The organism is Paenibacillus phytohabitans (genome assembly GCF_013141775.1).
Taxonomy (GTDB): Bacteria; Bacillota; Bacilli; order Paenibacillales; family Paenibacillaceae; genus Paenibacillus_AQ; species Paenibacillus_AQ phytohabitans.
The window spans coordinates 147935-167531 of sequence record NZ_WHOB01000093.1 but is presented as its reverse complement, the minus strand read 5'-3'; the positions used below and the strand labels follow the sequence as shown (position 1 = coordinate 167531).

Genomic DNA, 19597 nt, shown 5'->3' with positions numbered 1-19597 from the left:
CAATTTTCTCTCATTCTGCTGCAGGAAGTGCACTTCAGCCCCACAGCGCCGGTTTCAAGCGCATTATTATTAAGGTTTTTCCGGAAAGGATGAATATTAATGCAGCGTAAAATCAATCTCCTCCTGCTCCTCTTCAGTCTGCTGGGCGGCGGTGTGGCTTTTGTGCTTGGCGAGCTGCTCCTGGACCGCAGGCCGTATGACCTGCCGCCGATTGTACTGGTTGGGATCTATTTTGCCCTTGTCGCGCTCTGTGTCTCGATAGGCAGCGTGGTTGCCGAGACGATCTCACCTAAGCTGAACGGGCAATCTTGGAAGCTCCGTTATCTCGGTACGTCATGGAAAATGCTTCCGCTGGCAGTGGTGCTGCTGTTTGGCATAGGTACGCTGACCGAGTTCGTGTATGAACTGAACTTTGGCGGCATCAAGCCGGTCAAGAATGTCATCATGGTCATCGATGATTCCGGCAGCATGCTGGAAAGCGACCCCAATAACAGCCGCTACGAAGCAGCCAGAGCACTGGTGCAGCAGCTGGATGAAGACAACAAGGTGGCTGTGGTCACCTTCAGCCATGAGGCTTCGGTAGTCCAGCCGCTGATCCCGCTCTCGAAGGCGGAGAACCGCCAGAAGGTGTCGGATGTAATCAGCAGCCTGGTGACTACCGAGGGCGGAACGAATATCAGCGGTGCTCTTACAGAAGCGATGAATGTCATCAATGAAGACGGGGCGGACCGCGGAGCGATGGTCATTCTGTTATCTGACGGCTTCAGCCAGTTTGATACTTCAACGGAGCTGACCGCATTTGTGGACCGCGGCATTGCGGTCAATACCATCGGGCTTGCCCTGGATGATCCGTCCGGCTCCAATCTTCTGCAGGATATCGCCAGCGTGACAGGCGGCCAGTATTATGATGTTACAGATGCGAACCGTCTGGGCGAGGTATTCCAGCAGATCTATGACCGTCTGGGCGACCGGACCCTGCTTACCGAGCGCAGTGATAGGGCAGCAGACAGTCCTTATTATGCTGTAGTGCGGATTCTGGCGTTGATCCTGATTGGTACCGCACTGGGCCTCGGGCTTGGCATTATATTCGATAACCGCCATCTGGCCCGCAGCTTCAGCTTCGGAGGCGCATTATCCGGGCTCGCTGCCGGACTGATTCTCGAATTTGCTCTTAACGGGGATACGGTTACAGATCCAATGATCCGCCTGCTGGCACTGCTGGTGCTCGTTGCTATTCTTACATTGTTTACTTATGTAGTACCTGTAGGGGAAGGACGCCTGTCCCGCAAGGGGAGAGCCGCCGGAGCTGCGGCCGCACCTGCGGACGGCTTCCCTCCGCCGCGCCGGAACCGCGGCAGTAAGGGATTCTGAGTCCGATGGTTACCTAATGAAAGGAGCATGTTGCCATGAAGTACGCCGAGGTTGATTCTGGTGCACCGGTTATAGCCGAAGTGGTATCCAGAGTGGAAGACCGGTTCTGCACGCTGCGGTGGCGCTGGCCGGATGGCGTGCAGGCGGTATGTATTCATAAAGCCTCTGCGGAGGCACCGGAGGATGGAGAACATCCGCCTTCCGGCATGAAGCTCTACACACGTGAAGAGTACAAAGCGAATAACGGCTACCGTGACCGGCTGGATGAGATCGGGCTGGTGGCGTATACCATTTATGCCCGGCTGTCCGAGAATGGGGAGACTTTGCTGGTGCGTCAGCGGGACGGTGCCAACAAGACACTGGTCAGCGCAGGCAAAGCGAGAATCTATTATTCCGTCCAGCACAAAAAAGGCCTGTTTAGCAAGCTGAAAACTGTGCATATGACAATTACCGCTGAGGTGCCTGTACCGAAGGAAGTACTCTGCTACGTGAAGAAGCGGGATGGCCATCCGGCCTCCAGGGAGGACGGGGCGCTTTTCCCGTTCGTGCAGGATTTCGCCCCCGGACGAAATCAGCTTCCGCCGATTGAGGTCGGCAAAGACGACTTCATCCGTATCTTTTTCACGGACGGCCGCAAGTACGGTTTATATTACGAGCTGGTGCCGGAGTGACCGGCTGGCAGGGTGTAAGGAATATTAGTTGGAGCGCGGAGCTCAGCCTGATACGTCCAGATATGGAATAACTGTATTTCATACAGCTAAAGTGGCAGATTTCTGCCGTACGGGATGTTTAATTGTATTTTGTACATCTATATCTCGGGGAACCCCTCTAATCATGCTCTCTGCTCTGGTATAGTTGCACAAACTGCAGCTATTCGGACGCAAGCGGGCGGAAACGGTAATATAGCTGTACAAAGTGCAGTTATATGCGCTCCAAGAACCGCGTACAAACGGAATGCCGGGAAAGTGCAGTGTGTAAGGCCGGAGAAATTAAGCGAGCGGACCGTCTGCGCTCAGATATAGAAGCAAATTTGTGCGATACCCGTTTTGCGAGCAGCTCGTTCGCCTGAGCATCTGCTGCGGCAAAACTTTAGGCTTATGCTTTTGAGGCCAGTTTTGCGAGCAGCTCTTTCGTTGAGCATCTGTTGCGGCAAAACTTTAGGCGTATGCTTTCGAAGCCAGTTTTGCGAGCAGCTCGTTCGCCTGAGCATCTGCTGCGGCAAAACTTTAGGCTTATGCTTTCGAGGCCAGTTTTGTCAGCCGCTCGTTCGCCTGAGCTGCTGCATCAAAACTTGGAGATTATGCTTTCGTAGCCAGTTTTGTCAGCCGCCCATTTACCTGAGCTGCCGGACAAAACGTTGAGGAGGAAGAGAAATGTCTTTTTTTAGCCGCTTCATGAAGAAGAATCAGCCCCCGGCAAGGCCGCTGTATTATGACATCGTCTGCCCGTACTGCTTTTCCCGCTTTGAGCCGGAGGAAGTGGTGTTCCGGGCCATGCACAGCCGTGAGGATGACGAGAATTATGCGCTGGGCGAAGATGATCTGCTGAATAAGTACCGTGAGCGCTTCGGCCTCGATACGGTAGACGATATGGAAGCGATCCTGAATCCGGCGGATATTCCGGAGGAGTATCATCATTATACGGACCATGTGCTGACCGGAATCACCGACCGCTATGGCGTGCTGACCCGCAGACGGCTCTGCCCGTCCTGCCATAATGAGCTGCCTGTAACTGCCGGCAAGGTGCCGAGCAATATTATCTCGATTATCGGCGCTTCCCAGGTAGGGAAGTCAGTGTATATGACCTCGCTGATCCATACGCTGCAGCATACGACAGCGGGGCATTTTGACGCGGCCTGTATGCCGCTGAATGCCGAGATCAGCCGCAAATTCCGCACACTGTACGAAGAGCCGCTGTTCGAGCGGGGAGATCTGCTCGCTTCTACCCAGAAGGAGAAGATGCAGGAGCCGTTTATTTTCCAGTTCGTGTTCAAGGATGAATCCAAGCCCCCGCTGACGCTGGTGTTCTTCGATGTTGCCGGTGAAGGGATGGTCGATCAGGATTATCTGGGCTTGCACGGCCAGCATATCAAGAACTCCGCAGGTATTCTGTTCATGGTCGATCCGCTGCAGATCCGCTCCATCCGCGAGAAAATCCGCATCAACTTCGGCGACCGTCCGGGCGAGTGGGTGTCGCAGTATGATGAGCCGCGCGATGTGGTGCTGACGATGTTCGGTGACTTCATCGCTTATCAGGAGAAGAGCAAAACCAATATTCCAACGGCCATTGTACTGGCCAAAAGCGACATGCTGCACTCACTCAAGGATGAGGATGGCGATTACATCAAGTCCAACAGCAACGTGTTCAACAACTATGTGCACCGCAACACGCTGAATCTGGACGAGTTCCACAACATCGACGGTGAAATCCGCCGCTTTATCGAGAAGGTCGACCGTCCGTTCAAGGATACGATGGATGTGTACTTTGCCAACACCGGTTACTTCGCGGTATCTGCGCTGGGCAGCAATCCGGTCAATCAGAAGGTGGAGGGTGTCGTCAGTCCGATCCGTGTGGACGAGCCGTTTATCTGGCTGCTGCACAAGCTGAATTATATTGAGGGGAGCGACGGGCCGTGAACAGATTTTCAGGGTCCATGATCACCCAGCAGATGTATACCCGCGAGCGCCGCGGCGTTTACCGGGCGACAGAGGGATTCGATACGGTAGCGAAATCGGAGAGTCTGGACAATAATTTTGTCAAAAAAATCCTGCATCCCTTCTGCCTCTACGATGCTCCGGCCGAGCTCGCGGCACGCGGTGAGAAGGATGAGGAGCTGTATCCTGACGCGCTGCATCTGTTCCATACGGAGAGCAATGAGACAGTGATTGGCCTCAGCCGCTATCTGGCGGCGGATTTCACGGGGCAGCGGAGCGCTTTTTTTGCCCATAATTTCGTGGTGCCGCCTATCCGCTCGGAGGAGATTGTTGAGGGGTACGGGGAATGGCTGCATGCCGGCTTCGCCCGGAGTTATGAGGGAGAGCCGGGCGGAACACTGCCTGAGCTGGAGTCCATTCCAGTCGGGGTCCGTGAAGAGTCAGCAGACCCGCTGACCGTGCTTCGCAGCCTCGGATTCACCGAAGAGCTGTTCAAGGCCCTGCTGCAGGCGGTCATGCTGTCCGTAGCCGGCAAGAAGAAGATCTATGTAGCGCTGGATGTGCCGATCAGTGAGTTGTCGCAGCGTGCGGTGGAGCTGACGGAGGTTCTCTATGCTTCATTGCCGCATGACTTCCGCCGCAGGCTGGGAGTGATCACTTATGCCAAAGAGCCGCAGAGCCGCAAATATATTCACCTGAGCTTTGTGGAGAAGGGCTCGCTGCGCCCGGGGGACCGGAGTATTGAGAAGGATTATATTTTTGATCTGGCAGGCGCGCGGATTCTGAATGCCGATTTCGGGGAGTCCCGGCAGACGTATGCAGACCTGGCCTGGAAGACGCTGGGGCAGGCGGGCGGGAGTCTCAGAGACTTCGCCAGATTCGCCGACTCCCTGCTGCTTGGTGAGAGTGTGGACCGCAAGCTGTCGCTGGCACTCTACAATGAGCTGGCTGTCTTTTATGAGATTGAGCAAGGCAATGAAGATTTATATACAGGGAACAAGAACGCTGTGCTCGGCGGTCTGCTGTCCTATCTGAAGCCGGAGGGGGCGCTGGAATCCCGGGTACGCCTGAATGATATGTTCCTGGAGCGGTTCGACCGTGAGTATGATCTGATCCGCAAAAAAGGGATACCGGCGCCGGAGATTCTGGAGTGGTTCAAGGAGTATTTTGCGCTGCCGGGCCATAATTACCGGGTCAAAATTGTGGATTACTTCATCAACGGGATGCTGAACTGCCAGTCGGCGGGACGTGAGGATGCGCTTGCTGCCGCTTACGGTATTATTGAGGGCAACGATGAGCTTAGTGCGGCCTTCTTCAAAAGAGTGCTGGCTCAGCCTATCTTCCGCAAAGCGCTGCTGGAGCCTTATATGGAATCCCGGCTGGCTGACGCGCCGAAATCGGCGGATATTCTGCGGTTCGTGGCGCATTGGGGCCGATTCCTGCCGGAGGCGCTTCAGCAGGCTTTCGTGCGCGATACCGTCAAGGAATATCTGCTGGAGAAGCTGCAGCGGGACAATGATCCGGTGGCGGCGGTGGCATCGGTTCATGAGTCGGTGCAGAAGGCGGAGAAAGAACGCCGCAGAGGCGGCGGTGTACATCCTGAGGCGCTGTCACTGCTGCAGGAACTGGGAACCGTTGCCGACCGCTTCCTGCTGAACCGGATCTCGCTGGACGAGCTGACGATGGAGCAGCTGCTGGAGATTTCTTTCCTGCGCTACCGGGATACGGCGGATTGGCAGCCGCCGCTGGATGCAATCGCTAAGCGTAAAGCGAATGCGCTGCGCGCTGCGTACCGCTGGTTCGGGGAGGAGAAGCCGGACGAGGAGATCTTCGCCGGTCTGTCTCCCCGGGAGCTGGATGATGTACAACTGCTCGGAGGACGCTGGCTGAAGGAGCCGCGGAGCATCGAGCCGTTCGAACGGCTGCCGCTGGCCTTCTACCACAGCAGTGAACGTGAGGGTGGTCCGCTTGATTACGATGCGCTGCTGGAGCTGGTGGCGCGCAAAGCGGGCAATGATAAGGAAACGGTCTACCGTTTCCTGGCCTGGTCGCAGCATAACCGGCTGTTCACCATCTCGAGCAAGAAGCTGTGGCCGAATTACCGGCGGGCGGTGCTGAAGTATTTCCTGAAGAATGACCGCGAGGCGTTCAAGAACCGCGATTTCCGCAAAAGCTATAGCTCGGCCGCAACGCCCGCCATGCAGAATGTCTACAATGAAGCCCGCTCCCAGCTGGCTTCGCCGCTGGCGCGGTGGGTCAGCCGCAGCCGATTTCAGATCCTGATCTCCGGCAGCGTGCTTGGGATCGTACTGATCATTGCCATTATCGCTATCAGCTGGCTGCGGCCGGATGCGGATACCGCTGCGCCGCAGCCGACTGTGAGCCCGATTCGGGGCGATATCCACAATGTGGATGGGCAAGAGCAAGCCCCGGTCTCTGTACGGCTGGTTGGCGGAGTGGCAGGTGCCGGGACAAGCACAGGAACCGGAAATGGTGGAACAGAAGGTACCGGGAACGCTGGCGGGGCTGAAGGCGGCGGAACAGAAGGCACCGGGAATGCAGGCGGGGCTGAAAGCAGCGGGGAAGCAGGCGTCAAGCTGGTGTTCAGCTTTGCCGCTGCGGCGGAGTGCTCCGACTTCAAGCCGGCGGAGATCATTGTGATGTCCGGTAATAACGTTGCGGACACTTACAAGGTTGCAGCAACTGCGAGCAGTTGCCTGGCCGCCGGAGTTGACGGCGGCGCGAATGGGGATGCAGCCGCCGGAAATAGCGGCGGCTCTGACGAAGCCGAAGCCTCCCCGGCGGCGGGTGCATCGGCCGCCGGAAATGACGGCGGCTCTGATGAGGGAGCCGTGGGGACTGACGGCGGGGCGACCGGAGATGTGGCCGCCGGGAAAGACGGCGGCGCGAATGGGAATGCAGCCGCCGGAAATAGCGGCGGCACTGATGAGACAACCGCCGGGACTAACGGCGGCGCGAACGGGGAAGCAGCCGAAGCCTCCCCGGCGGCGGGTGCATCGGGCGCAGGAACACCTGCACGCGTATATGAAGTGACGGTGGAGCTGGAGCCGGGCGCGAAGCTGGCCGCGGGTGATGTGATCACCGCCGGAATCTATACGCTGAAGCTACAGGTTAGTCCGGGGAGCATTCTGGGAAGTACCCCGAGCACTACTCCGGAGACTACACCCGGCACTGACCCCACTCCTTCCGCCAGCCCGGACACGGATGCGGAATGATTGGGTGAGAGCCTGAATTGGGTGAAGCCGGATGTAAGAGACGTCCGGCATAATCAGCTCTATTATGCGTTTTATTGTAATTGGTACATTAGATTCCGGATTTTAGAGCCTATAAGGGCTATATTCCAAAATCAATTGTATATTAAATACAGCAGAATGCATTATGGCCGCCGTATATTCTCATTCTGTTGTACATAATACAATCAACCAGCTGCCGGCTCTTGCCGGAAGCGGAAGGTTCACTATTTAAGTCCTGAACAGCACGATATGCCGAGAGAATGCGGTGGGTGTTGTTCAGGATTTTTTGTGCGGAAGGGGCCGGTTGTGCCTATAATTGAAACAGCTTGTCTATAGACATACAGGGGAATAGTAGATATGATTGTTTGTGAATATTCAAATTTAATAAGCTTTGGAAAAAGGTGCGGATTTCCGTAGAAACAGGCGCTGTCATGCAACAGATAGCCATGCCTGTGCTACGAATGTAATCTGCTTAAAAGGGAAGTCCGGTGCAAGTCCGGTGCGGTCCCGCCACTGTAAATGCGGAGCGACTCCTGAGAAGCCACTGTCTGATAATAGGATGGGAAGGCGGGGGAAGCAATGAAGCGTAAGCCAGGAGACCTGCCTTTTTCGTTGTTGTTTCTATTCTTCGGGGGTAAGAATGCGGAAGCAGGTGCAAATATAAGCAGTGGCTGTGTGTAGGGAAACTTCATTTCAGCCGCATGTATTGTATCCTTCCCCGGCCGCCCTGTACAGGGCGGTCTTTATGTTGCACCCGCATCAGCGGAGGACACAGGATTCATCTATACCATTCTATTCACAGAAAGAGGTCAAGCAATGAAGAACAATTTATCATCCAAGTTTATCCGGCTGGGTCTGATCGTTGTCATGATGTTCGCGGTTCTGGGAGCGGCTGTAGCTCCGGCGGGACAGGCTTTTGCCCAGAGTGATACCGCATCAGCCCAGTTAAGTGCAAATACAGCGAATACGGCTTCAGCTCTACCTTCAGGCACAGCAGTTAGCGTAGCTGAGGCAGTCTATGCCACTTCGGAGTTTGTGCTGAAGGCCGGAGTCCAGTCCGACTGGCAGGCCATCGGCCTCGCGCAGGCGGGCTACAAGGTTCCGGATAGTTATTTAAAGGCGCTTGAGAGTAAAGTAGCCGCAGCCAAGGGTGTTTACGCCAGAGCTACGGACTATGCGCGGATTACGCTGGCGGTTAGGGCGCTTGGCGGGAATCCGGCGGATGTCGCCGGCTACAACCTGATTGAGAAGCTCTACAATAACGATAAAATTACCGGCCAGACGCTGAACAACGCAGCCTATGTACTGCTGGCGCTTGATTCCGGAACATATACTATACCTGACAATGCGAAATGGACACCGGCGAAACTGCTGGCTGAGATCCTGTCCAAGCAGAACACAGACGGCGGCTTCACCCTGACTACGGGAGCAAGTGACCCGGACATGACGGCGATCGTGCTTACTGTGCTGGCAGGACATAAGGATGATCCGGCAGTCAATACCGCGGGACAGCGGGCGGCAGCCTGGCTGGCGACCGCACAGGATAAGAACGGCGGCTATGGTGACAGCAGCGAGAGTGTCGCTCAAGCCATTATTGGTCTGTCTTCCTTTGGCATTGACCCGGCAGGAGCGGAGTATACCGTAGGCAATGTGAACCTTGTCAGTAAGCTTCTTAGCTTCAGTGCAGCAGATGGCGGGTTCGCTCATACAGCGGGCGGAAGCTACAATCAGCTCTCGACAGAGCAGGCGCTGGAAGCATTGGTAGCTTACAAGCTTTTCAGCACAGGCAGCAAGCTCTATGATCTTAGCAATTCACCTGTGAAGACTCCTCAGGTTAGTGTGTCCGTTGCCATTGAGGGCCCTAACGGAACCCTGGCAGAAGGCACTGTATATGCGGGAAATGTACTTCGAGCACTGGAGAAGGCAGCGGCGGCGAAGAAGGTGGCCCTGGTCAATGAAGCTGGCAATTACGTGACGGGAATCGGCGGCGTAACTGCGGGTGCTTTTGGCGGCTATGACGGATGGATGTATGTTGTAGCCCGCGGTGGAGCGTGGATTTATCCAAGTGTAGGCATGGGTGATTTCCTTCTTGCGGAGAATGACCGCGTGCTTGTCTATTATGGCGGGGATAACACACAGGTGGTAGAGTCCGTGGCGGTCTCCCCTGCACAGCCGCAGCCTGGACAAGATATTACTGTAATAGTAACTCAAAAGCAGTGGGTATGGAATGAAGCGACCTTCACTTCCGACCCGGTATCCTCACCAGCCGCAGGGGTTCAGGTATCCATTGGCGGTAAAACTGCTGTTACGGATGCTGCGGGTTCAGCTGTTGTTGCCGGCGGCCTGCCAGCGAATAAATATACGATTACCGTTACCGGATATCTCAAAGACAGCACACCTGCGGTAGTCCGCTATTCGCAGCCGCTGACCGTGGCTTCTGCTGCGGCTGACCGTGCTGCTTTTACCGATGTGAAGTCAATCTCGCCTTGGGCGCTGGAGTCAGTGTACACGGCCTATGACCGCAAGCTGATGGGCGGGGTCAGTGAGAGCAGCCTCGTGTTCGCGCCGAAGCAGAATATTACCCGGGCTGAATTTGCGGCACTGCTGCTGAGATTGACCGGCAACGAGCCGTCTGCGGCATCGTCAGCCCAGAGTTTCAGTGATGTTAAGGCGGATGCGTGGTATTATGGAGCAGTGAACAAAGCGAAGGAACTGGGAATTGTCAGCGGAGTAACAGGTACAGCCTTCAAACCGGACAGCCCCGTTACCCGCCAGGATATGGCTGTAATGATCGTGAGAGCCTTGAAGCTGGACGAAGCTTCGGCAGCAGCCGGAACCGGAAAATTCACAGATGAAGAACAGATCAGCGCCTACGCATTAACGGCGGTACGTACTGTAACCGGACTTGGAATTATGAGCGGTACCGGCGGCGAATTCGCTCCTGCCACAGCTGTAACCAGAGAAATGGCCGCTGCTGTAGCGGTTAGATTGCCTTAGGAAAGATATGGGTCAAGGAAGAAGAGCCTTGATGAAGAAAAGATCCTAGATAAGCTAAACCTTAAACTTGAATATATAACTTAGTCTCCGTCAGCAGTAAAATTTGAATTGTAGGGCAGCTGGGGCAAGAATCTCACGATTTCAACCCGCGTTTGGGGTGGGAATCTGAATGCTTGTTGAAAATCCTGCACAAAATACAACATTTTCACCAGGATATCGCCTATATTCGAAAAATGTTGTACAAAAGGCAGCATTTCTCTTCTAACAAGCGGTGTAGCGGGAAGATTGTTGTATTTCATACAACAATCTTCCCGAATGCCCAAGGATTAAGGGAGTTAAGTTGTATTTTCTGCAAGATTTTGCATGGAGCAGCCTATTAAGCGATAGTGCGGGGTGCTGGTGGGATATATAAGTGGAAAAATGCCACTTAATTCCCGGTTAATCTCCCGATATGGCGGCGTAGTTGGAAAAACAACACTTAATCTCGCATGAATTAGCGAATGACCCGGCTAGGGGCAGAATTAAGTGTCATTAATCCAACTAGGATCGGCAGTGAAGTCCGTATAGGATAAATAAGTGTCATAAATCCAATTGCTGTTCCGGCGGAGGAATGTTTTGTGGAGTTTCGCTCGGGAAGGCATGCTTTCCCGGATTGAGCCGATGGTTTAAAATGCTGATGATGCTATTGATGCTATTGATGCTATTGATGTTACTGATGCTATTGATGCTATTGATGCTATTGATGCTATTGATGCTATTGATGCTACTGATGTTACTGATGTTACTGATGTTACTGATGTTACTGATGTTACTGATGTTACTGATGTTACTGATGCTACTGATGTTACTGCTAGTGGGGCTAGAGCTAATGAAGCTGGTGGAGCTATTGGGGCTAGAGCTGATGAAGCTACCGTTAGTGGGCTAGAACCAATGAAGCTATTACTAGTGAGGCTAGAGTTAATGAGCCAATGAAGCAACTGCTAGTGAAGTTAGAGCTAATGCTAATGAAGCTGATGATGCAAATGATGCTATTGTTAGTGGGGTTAGAGCTAATGAAGCCAATGAAGCTACTGTTAGTGGGCTAGAGCTGACGAAGCTAATGAAGCTAGAGCTAATGAAACTGAGAGTATGGTGCCAGCCAGTATTTAAAGCAGCGGCTGATCTTAGCCGATAGAGAAGCTCCTGCGGGTTGCTGGACTGAGATGCTCAGCTGTTAAGAGGCTGGCTGATGGTGCTTTGCTCAGGATTAGTATGTATAAGTAACACTAAGAAATCATAAGGTGTTTGGACGGAACGGGGAACAGGCTGACTGCCCCCGTTCTTTTCCCTTTTGTGGAGGTGCTCGAGGTAATGTTCAGTCTATTGAAATCAGGAAGGGCGAGGCTCTATCCGCTGCTCCTGCTCCTGGTTGTCCTGCTGCTCACCGGCTGCTCCAAGGCGCAGCCGGATTCCGCAGGCGGCGGGCCTGTGCCGCCCGCCAGTTCCCAGGCCGCGCAGACGCCGCGGCCTGAGGGCACTGCCATACCCTCCGCCACGGCGGACGGCATGGCAGCTTCCAGCTCCGGCGCAGCGCCAGCCGGAGCCGCCCCCGGCCACACCGGTGCCGCGACGCCAGCCCCGGCGGCCACGGGCAGTCCCGCCGCGCCAGCATCGGCGGCCACCGGCAGTCCCGCCGCGCCAGCCCCAGCGGCCACCGGCAAGCCAGCCGCGACAGCTCCAGCGGCTACCGCCGCGCCGGTGAATACGGTGACTCTCTCCATTACTGGAGATGAGGAGCACGGCGTTATTCTGGCTCCGGCGGCTTATGAAATAGAGAAGAATGAGACTGCGCTGGAGCTGCTGGGACGGATTACCCGCCAGCACAAGATCCAGATGGAATATCAGGGCAGCAAAACCTTTGCCTATGTGGAAGGTATAGATAATCTGTACGAATATGATCACGGGGCAGAGAGCGGCTGGATGTATAAGGTGAACGGAGAGTTTCCGTCCAAGGCTTCCGGCAGCTGGGTTATGAAGCCCGGAGATACGGTAGAGTGGCTGTATACGCTTGATCTTGGCAAGGATATCGGGGCAGCGGCGCCATGAACAGCGGCTTCCGGTCCATGCATCCTGCCGTTGCCCTGCTGTATTATGCCGGGCTGCTGCTGTTCGCCCTGCTGGGGCTTCATCCGTTGTTTCTGGTTACGGAAATAGCAGGTCTGCTGGCGTTGCTGCTGCTGCAGGGCCAAGGGAAGGCGCTGCTGCGCGGACTGCCTTTTATGCTCCTGATGGGGGGTTCAGTCGCAGTGCTGAATCCGCTGTTCTCGCACAGGGGTGCGCATATTCTCTTCTACTGGCTGGACCAGCCGATTACGCTGGAGGCTGTGCTGTACGGACTTATAATGATGACCGTATTGCTGACCATCTTCATCTGGTTCATTTCATACAATTACACGGTAACGACAGATAAATTCATGTACCTGTTCGCTGCCGCTGCGCCCAGAACGGCATTACTTACGCTGATGGCGCTCCGGTTCGTCCCCTTATTCCAGCGGCGGCTGCGCCAGATTACCCTGATCCAGCGCCTGCGCGGGGTGGATGTCCGCACAGGAAGCCTGCGCAAGCGGATGCAAGACGGCATGACGCTGCTGAAGGTGCTGCTCACCTGGTCGCTGGAGGAAGCGCTGCAGACCGGAGATTCCATGACGGCCCGCGGCTACGGGGTTGCCAAACGCAGCACGTACAGTATATACAAGCCGGATCGGCAGGATAAGCTGATTCTGCTGGTACTGACGCTCAGCGGTATGATTGCATTGTTCTTTTGGCTGCAGGGCTACGGTACGCTGGAGATTTATCCCCGGATGAAGAGTATGGATTTCGGCTGGCAGGATGCCGTGATGTACGGCAGCTTCTGCTTGTTCGTCCTGCTCCCTGCAGGTCTGGAAGGAAAGGAGAAATGGTTATGGAGATCCTCAAAGCGGAACAAGTATCCTTCCGCTATCCTGAAGAAGACAGGGACTCGCTCCATGAGCTCTCGTTCACAATAGAAGAAGGCGAATTCGTAGTGCTCTGCGGCCCGTCAGGCGGCGGCAAAACGACACTGCTGCGCCATCTGAAACGTGAGCTTGCCCCGGTAGGCATGTTCAGCGGAAGCCTGACATATAAAGGTCAGCCGCTGCCCGGTCTTCCGGCAGCCGTTGCCGCAGGGGAAATCGGAATGGTCTTCCAGAACCCGGATGCGCAGATCGTGATGGATACCGTCTGGCATGAGCTGGCGTTCTCCATGGAGAATCTGGGGATACCGCCTGCAGTGATGCGGACCCGGCTGGCTGAGATCTGCGCATTATTCGGGCTGGAGCCGCTGCTCTACCAATCCGTGCATGAGCTGTCCGGCGGGCAAAAGCAGCTGCTTAATCTGGCCTCGGTGCTGCTGCTTCAGCCCAAGGTGCTGCTGCTGGACGAACCGACCTCACAGCTTGATCCTGTAGCTGCCAGGGAATTCATTATGGCGCTGCAGCGGCTGAACGAGGAAATGTCGGTGACGGTAATCATCAGCGAGCACCGGCTGGAGGAGGTGCTGCCGCTCGCCGACCGTGTGCTGATGCTGGAGGGAGGCAGGCTGGTGGCGGATGCGAGCCCGCGCGGTTTCGTTCAGCAAGCCGGCAGCGCATCACTCGCTTCGCGTCAGGCTTATCTTCCGGCAGCTTCACGGTTATATCTGGCGCTGTCAACGGAAGCGGGAACAGCCGCACCTGAGAATATTCCGCTGACCGTACGCGAGGGCAAACGCTGGCTGCTGAATTCCAGGGCAGCGGGAGCTTCTGTTGTGACAGAAGCAGGAGTATGCGCTAATGTCATTCGTGATCATCCGGCCGCTAATTCCGGCGCTGGATTACCTGCTGTGGTCACCCGTGAAGCCTCTGCTGCAGCTCCGGGTATTGTCACACCCGGCAATGCAGTCGCTGAGCCCGTTACTTATCCGGCTGGAGCCTCCGGCCCGGGCGGGCCGGATTCACCCGTGAACCTTCCTGCACCATCCGCAGAAATTCTGCTCAGCTGCAGAGAGGTCACCTTCCGCTACGACAAGGAAGGCCGGGAGGTGCTGAGGAAGCTCTCGCTAACGCTGAGGCGGGGAGAGCTTCTGGCGGTTATGGGCGGGAACGGTGCAGGGAAGTCGACCCTGCTCCATGTACTGGGCGGCCTGATGAAGCCGCAGCGCGGCAAGGCCGAGCTGTCCAAGGGGAGTACAACCGGGCTTCTGGCCCAGAATCCGCTGCTCTATTTCAGCTATGATACTGTGGCTGAGGAACTGCGGCATATGGCGCAGTATGCCGGGGCATCCCTGGAAGAAGCCGGGCGGGAAATAGATGCCCTGCTGGAAGTCTTCCGGCTCCGCGGGGTGCTGCAGAGCCATCCGCATGATCTCAGCGGCGGCCAGCAGCAGCAGACCGCACTTGCCATGATGATGCTGCTGAAGCCGGATATCCTGCTGCTGGATGAGCCGACTAAGGGGCTCGACCCGGCAGCCAAGGACAGGCTGGCTGCTCTGCTCCAGCAACTGCGCAGGCAGGGGGCCAGTATTCTGATCGTAACGCATGATGTGGAGTTTGCCGCTAAATATGCTTCCCGCTGTGCGCTGCTGTTTGACGGCAGCATAACAGCGGAAGGGGCGCCGGCAGAGTTCTTCAGCAGTAATTATTTCTATACTACGGCAGTCAACCGTATGGTCCGGGACTTACTGCCGCAGGCATTGACAATAGAGGATGTGATTCGAACATGGTCCGGTTCCGCGCCCCCCTGCTGATTGCTTTGGGATTATTCGTGGCTGGCCTAGCGCTAACAGCGGCGCTGAAAGACCGTCATTATGTGCTGCTCAGCCTGGTGCTGCTGCTGGCTGCGCTGCTGCCGCTGTTTCTCCGTCTGGAGCGCCGCCAGCTGGCATCCCGTGAACTGGTGCTGCTGGCCGTATTATCTGCTATTGCTGCGGTCAGCCGGATTCCTTTTGCCGCATTGCCGGGGGTCAAGCCCGTGTCTGCCGTTGTCATTCTGTCGGCTTATGTCTTTGGGGCAGAGGCAGGGTTCGTCATCGGTGCAGTGGCGGCGCTGGTCTCGAATATCTACTTCGGTCAGGGCCCCTGGACACCATGGCAGATGTTCGCCTGGGGGATGACCGGACTTACGGCAGGCTGGCTGCGGAATACCTGGTGGATGAAGAAACGGCCCGGGCTGCTGATCTTCGGTTTTATCTGGGGATTCCTGTTCGGCTGGATTATGAATCTCTGGGTTATTCTCAGTCTCCCGGATGCGTTCAGCTGGGGGCTTGTGGCAGCGACCTATGGAGCCAGCTTTTATTTTGACCTGGCCCATGCTTTATCCAATGTTTTTTTCCTGGCTATTCTGGCCGGCGGATGGACCAAAGTGCTGAAGAGATTCCGCAAGAAGTATGGACTGCTTCAAGAGTGAAAAGCTGTTTATAGGTCTTTGTTCATATGAATCGATAATATTTTTCTTTTTTCGACATTTTTTTCAGCGTATTATCAACATTTTGGCCTAATTCTCCGATAAATACAGTTACAGCAAGATATCGAGAAGGCGGGATTATAAGAATGAGACATCTGAAGATTAAGCATAAAATGACTTTGCTGATTGCAGTGATTGTAGTGTTACTCATAGGCATTGGGACGACAGGCATTATGACCACCAGCAGAATGGCGGACAGGTCCCAGGAGACATACGAACAGAATTTGCTGCCGATTTATCTCATTACGGAGATCCGCGGGAATAACCGGGCGATCGAATCTTTTCTGCTGGAGGATCTCATTACCAGGGATGCTGCCAAGAGCCAGGAGCTTAAGGCGGCTATTGAAACGAATATCACTACGAACAATGAACTTTTAGAACAGCTCAAGACAGTTGAGTTCAGCAATGACAAAATCGCGGCCAATATCAACGAATACCTGCTCCTTCTGCCGGACTACCGCTCCCAGCGTGATAATATCATCCATCTTGCCGACAATAATCTGAATGATGAGGGGTATCAGGTTTTCTCGGGTGGAGCGTTCAGTGAATCGCGCCGGACGATGGTTAACCTGCTGGAGGATACTGCGGCCCTGCTTGTACAGGATTCATCCGCGCATAATGAGGATACTGTAGCAAGCGCCAAGAGCTCCATCACTTTAAGCGGCATTCTGATTACTATTGCCTGGGTTCTGAGTATTGTGATCAGCATCATGATTACCCGGTTGATTACGAAACCGCTCAAGGAACTGCAGCAGCTGATGAAGCGCGCAGAGGAGGGGGATTTGACTGCTGCCGCCTCCTATCAGTCGAAGGATGAAATCGGCCAGATTAACACTTCGTTTAATACAATGCTGGAAGGCCTCCAGAATATGATGCGCGGAGTTTCCGAGAGTGCCGAGATTCTGTCGGCTTCCTCAGAGGAGATGAGCGCCAGCGCAGAACAGACGGCGCATGCTTCCCAGATGATCGCCGAGACCTCAAGTGAAATCGCTGCCGGATTCGATGTACAGGCCGAGAGCATCGCACGTACCGCCCGGTCCGTCCGGACGATGACGTATGATATTACCGAGGCCCGGCACAGCGGCAGTGAAATGAACGGTCTGATGGCACAGGCTGCCTCATCAACGGACCGGGGCGTTGAAGCGGTTGAACGGATTCTGGCCCAAATGCGGGAGATTGACTCCAGTGTATCGGCAAGCCAGAGTATTGTCGGCAGTCTGGGCAGCCTGTCCGAAGAGATCAACACGATCATCACAACCATCAATGACATTGCTACCCAGACTAATCTGCTGTCACTGAATGCCTCGATTGAAGCGGCCAGAGCGGGTGAGCATGGGCGGGGCTTCGCTGTCGTTGCGGGTGAAATCCGCAAGCTTGCGGAAGCTACCGGAAGAAGCTCGCTGCAGATTACGGAGATTATTACACATATCCGCCAGCAGACTGAAAGTGCAGTGGAATCCATGGAGCTGGGCTCCGGGATTGTCTCCCATGGCGTAGCACAGAGCGAAGTGGTCTCCGCTGCATTTACTGAGATACAGACCTCTATTCAAGCAGCCAGCGAGCAGATGGAATTGATTACGGAGGTTATCGGACATGTCGCTCAGGAATCGGAGGGCGTAGCCCAGGCGATGGCTGAGGTGGATGAAATCTCGCGTAAAGGCGCCGGTGATGTTCAGGACACAAGCGCAGCGAGTGAGCAGCAGCTGACCGCAATGGGGGAGATGTCTTCCTCTGCCCAGTACCTCGCCACATTGGCCGAGGATCTGCAGAAGCATCTGGCCCGGTTCAAGCTATAGGAAGTACTGAAGCCTTGTTCGGCTAAAGATTGCAGGGAGTTTCCTGTTATCTGCAGCTGAACCAGGCTTTTTTTGAATGAATAAGGTCATCCGGCCCTACAACAACAGGCAGCTTCCTGCAACATACGGCTTTCTGCTCACGTCTTTAAGGATACCGGGAGAGTAGCTCCGGGGTATTGCTAAGGAAACGGGAGGGCGTCTTGAGCGCGATTCCTGATTCCATGATTGGATGTTCATTCCAGGATGTGAACCTGAATTCAAGGAGGCGATTCACAGGATGAGGACCCCAATATTCAAATTGGCCCTAGTTCCGGTATTATTAAGCACACTTATTGCCTGCAGTGCAGGTCAGGACGGAAATAATACCACGGCTGAACCCGTCAAATCTGCCGAACCAACCCGGGAAGCAGCCGGGCCTGGGGTAGCGGCGGGGGAGATCAGGCATTATGAGAATATAGTTATTTCTGACTGGATGGATGAGGATACGGTCGTAGTGTCCAAGGAGAACGACAAGTTAGGTAAAATGAGTCTGGAGGAGCTCGCGGATTCATTGCCCAAAAGCCTGTACTTCTACCACCTGGATACCAAAGAATTTGAATTGATCAAGGAACAGGAAAATGTGTTTCTGGGAGACGCTGTATTGTCATCCGATCACAAGCATCTGCTGTATAGTGAATTCTCATTAGGAGATCCGGTCTACTATGTGATGGATTTAGGGTCAAAGAAGACCTTCAGCATCACAGGCGATGACATTGCAGGAGCTATGAGCGCCCGGTGGGCTGATGATGACACCGTTATAGGACCTGCATACAGCGGCGGTGCTTTTACAGCAAATACCTCCGGTAAGATCGCTGCGGTGGAGGGGCTTAGCGGTGAAGGACTGATTGTTGTCCGGCAAATCAAAGATAAGATTTATTACACCTCCAATTCCGGCGAAACGCTGCAAACCTTCGATCTGAATACCAAGGAAAAAGCCACATTAAAAATTGAACGTGTCGGCAGCGTAATTCCTTCACCGGGCGGAGATCAGCTGCTGGTCCTGCAGTATAAGGATTCCGCACAAGCGCTGCTTCTCACTGATACAGACGGGGGGAATCAGAAGATTATCGTGGAAGGCGCGGAGCTTGGCGGTATCTCCTGGTCGCCGGACCAGCGGAGGATTGCCTACAGCATGTCCGCTGACGGGGACGGTACGGCCTCTACTGCTCTTTATGTCTACGATCTGGAATCGGTTAAGTCTGTCAAGGTTGCAGACGGTACAGGGAACCTGACGACCTCCTGGAGCCCTTCGGGCAAACAGCTGGCTTATACCGAATGGAGCGGAGATCAGAGCAGCAGTAGTGTGGTTCAGTTGAAGGATTAGTGATTATTTACTGAGAGCATCTGAGATAGCTAGATAATAACAATAAGCGCAAAGGATCGGAGGGGGATTTTGGAACTGTAGGAGCGGTAGCGTCCGCCTGAAAGCTTTCCGCAGGAAAGCTAGCTTCGGAAGCATCATCTGTCTACGGATTTCGACCGCCAAGAAGCGGTATCAATCAAGAAATCTGTAGACGGGCAGCGGCCGGAAGTCCAAATATTCACCGTAGTGACGATTGAGCCTTTAGTTAATGCTTTAAGTTAATATTTAAAATACAGTCTAGCCAAAAAAAGCGGCCCGTCCCGGAACATACCGGAAACGGACCGCTTTTATTATGCTGCGTAGAAGGGACGTTCCCGCCCCTCATAAAGTTTAAGAGTACCAGCCCCACACGAAGATGAACAGGGTTCCGAAGATGGTAACCAGACCCACGAACAGTGCATAGGCGATGTTGATGTACAGCTCTTTCTTGGAGTCGGCCGATTCCCCGATGTGCATGAATACAAACAGCTGCAGAGAAGCCTGGATAAGCGCTGTAATCAGCAGCACGGCCATATTGGCCCCGGAGGAGAGATCTCCGTAGATGACAATCAGCGCAGCGGCAGAAAGGACCAGAGAGGCCAGATAACCCATCACATGGCGAATTGGGAACAGTTGCTTCATCAT

13 protein-coding genes and 1 riboswitch are annotated in these 19597 nt (G+C 54.6%); of the genes, 11 read left to right on the top strand and 2 right to left on the bottom strand.

Features of this window, described 5'->3' with window-relative positions; translation table 11 throughout:
* Nucleotides 1–99 precede the first annotated feature (99 nt).
* The 5 genes from GC101_RS31880 (at nucleotide 100) to GC101_RS31860 (ending at nucleotide 10276) form a co-directional block, all read left to right on the top strand.
* On the top strand, nucleotides 100–1371 hold the full coding sequence (locus tag GC101_RS31880; protein ID WP_171720575.1) for a vWA domain-containing protein: 1272 nt from the start codon (nucleotides 100–102) through the stop codon (nucleotides 1369–1371).
* A gap of 35 nt (nucleotides 1372–1406) precedes the next feature.
* On the top strand, nucleotides 1407–2042 hold the full coding sequence (locus GC101_RS31875; RefSeq protein WP_171720574.1) for a beta-mannanase: 636 nt from the start codon (nucleotides 1407–1409) through the stop codon (nucleotides 2040–2042).
* A gap of 702 nt (nucleotides 2043–2744) precedes the next feature.
* Complete coding sequence (locus GC101_RS31870) at nucleotides 2745–4007, top strand: hypothetical protein (protein ID WP_076247346.1); 1263 nt, start codon at nucleotides 2745–2747, stop codon at nucleotides 4005–4007.
* Entirely contained in the window at nucleotides 4004–7261 is a 3258-nt protein-coding gene (locus tag GC101_RS31865; RefSeq protein ID WP_171720573.1) for a GAP1-N2 domain-containing protein, read from the top strand. The genes GC101_RS31870 and GC101_RS31865 overlap by 4 nt, the downstream gene beginning before the upstream one ends.
* A 451-nt stretch (nucleotides 7262–7712) precedes the next feature.
* Nucleotides 7713–7901: riboswitch (cobalamin riboswitch) on the top strand.
* Nucleotides 7902–8095: 194 nt separating this feature from the next.
* Nucleotides 8096–10276, top strand: coding sequence for an S-layer homology domain-containing protein (locus GC101_RS31860; RefSeq protein ID WP_171720572.1), 2181 nt, complete (start codon nucleotides 8096–8098; stop codon nucleotides 10274–10276).
* An 80-nt stretch (nucleotides 10277–10356) separates the two neighbouring features.
* Here the strand turns inward: GC101_RS31860 and GC101_RS31855 are convergent, their stop codons facing one another.
* A complete protein-coding gene (locus tag GC101_RS31855) occupies nucleotides 10357–10575 on the bottom strand; it encodes a hypothetical protein (protein WP_171720571.1) in 219 nt (72 codons plus the stop codon).
* A 1051-nt stretch (nucleotides 10576–11626) separates the two neighbouring features.
* Between GC101_RS31855 and GC101_RS31850 the strand changes: the two genes are divergently transcribed.
* The 6 genes from GC101_RS31850 (at nucleotide 11627) to GC101_RS31825 (ending at nucleotide 18934) form a co-directional block, all read left to right on the top strand.
* Entirely contained in the window at nucleotides 11627–12361 is a 735-nt protein-coding gene (locus GC101_RS31850; RefSeq protein ID WP_171720570.1) for a DUF4430 domain-containing protein, read from the top strand.
* Nucleotides 12358–13302 carry an energy-coupling factor transporter transmembrane component T gene (locus GC101_RS31845; RefSeq protein ID WP_171720569.1) on the top strand — a complete coding sequence of 315 codons (945 nt, stop codon included), beginning with the start codon at nucleotides 12358–12360 and terminating at the stop codon, nucleotides 13300–13302. Before GC101_RS31850 ends, GC101_RS31845 begins: the two co-directional genes overlap by 4 nt.
* Complete coding sequence (locus GC101_RS31840; RefSeq protein ID WP_171720568.1) at nucleotides 13218–15059, top strand: ABC transporter ATP-binding protein; 1842 nt, start codon at nucleotides 13218–13220, stop codon at nucleotides 15057–15059. Before GC101_RS31845 ends, GC101_RS31840 begins: the two co-directional genes overlap by 85 nt.
* Nucleotides 15032–15718 (top strand): ECF transporter S component, encoded by a 687-nt coding sequence (locus GC101_RS31835; protein WP_171720567.1) that lies wholly within the window; start codon nucleotides 15032–15034, stop codon nucleotides 15716–15718. The genes GC101_RS31840 and GC101_RS31835 overlap by 28 nt, the downstream gene beginning before the upstream one ends.
* A gap of 143 nt (nucleotides 15719–15861) precedes the next feature.
* Nucleotides 15862–17571 (top strand): methyl-accepting chemotaxis protein, encoded by a 1710-nt coding sequence (locus GC101_RS31830; RefSeq protein ID WP_171720566.1) that lies wholly within the window; start codon nucleotides 15862–15864, stop codon nucleotides 17569–17571.
* 277 nt (nucleotides 17572–17848) lie between these two features.
* Complete coding sequence (locus GC101_RS31825; protein WP_171720565.1) at nucleotides 17849–18934, top strand: hypothetical protein; 1086 nt, start codon at nucleotides 17849–17851, stop codon at nucleotides 18932–18934.
* Between the two features lie 369 nt (nucleotides 18935–19303).
* Here the strand turns inward: GC101_RS31825 and qoxD are convergent, their stop codons facing one another.
* Nucleotides 19304–19597, bottom strand: a complete 294-nt coding sequence (gene qoxD / locus GC101_RS31820; RefSeq protein ID WP_039302907.1) for a cytochrome aa3 quinol oxidase subunit IV — start codon at nucleotides 19595–19597, stop codon at nucleotides 19304–19306.

Bases quoted from the DNA above. Each gene is read 5' to 3' on its own strand.
- GC101_RS31880 (WP_171720575.1), top strand. From the start codon at position 100: ATGCAGCGTAAAATCAATCTCCTCCTGCTCCTCTTCAGTCTGCTGGGC.
- GC101_RS31875 (WP_171720574.1), top strand. From the start codon at position 1,407: ATGAAGTACGCCGAGGTTGATTCTGGTGCACCGGTTATAGCCGAAGTG.
- GC101_RS31870 (WP_076247346.1), top strand. From the start codon at position 2,745: ATGTCTTTTTTTAGCCGCTTCATGAAGAAGAATCAGCCCCCGGCAAGG.
- GC101_RS31860 (WP_171720572.1), top strand. From the start codon at position 8,096: ATGAAGAACAATTTATCATCCAAGTTTATCCGGCTGGGTCTGATCGTT.
- GC101_RS31855 (WP_171720571.1), bottom strand. From the start codon at position 10,575: ATGAAATACAACAATCTTCCCGCTACACCGCTTGTTAGAAGAGAAATG.
- GC101_RS31850 (WP_171720570.1), top strand. From the start codon at position 11,627: ATGTTCAGTCTATTGAAATCAGGAAGGGCGAGGCTCTATCCGCTGCTC.
- GC101_RS31845 (WP_171720569.1), top strand. From the start codon at position 12,358: ATGAACAGCGGCTTCCGGTCCATGCATCCTGCCGTTGCCCTGCTGTAT.
- GC101_RS31840 (WP_171720568.1), top strand. From the start codon at position 13,218: ATGGAGATCCTCAAAGCGGAACAAGTATCCTTCCGCTATCCTGAAGAA.
- GC101_RS31835 (WP_171720567.1), top strand. From the start codon at position 15,032: ATGGTCCGGTTCCGCGCCCCCCTGCTGATTGCTTTGGGATTATTCGTG.
- GC101_RS31830 (WP_171720566.1), top strand. From the start codon at position 15,862: ATGAGACATCTGAAGATTAAGCATAAAATGACTTTGCTGATTGCAGTG.
- GC101_RS31825 (WP_171720565.1), top strand. From the start codon at position 17,849: ATGAGGACCCCAATATTCAAATTGGCCCTAGTTCCGGTATTATTAAGC.
- qoxD (WP_039302907.1), bottom strand. From the start codon at position 19,597: ATGATGAAGCAACTGTTCCCAATTCGCCATGTGATGGGTTATCTGGCC.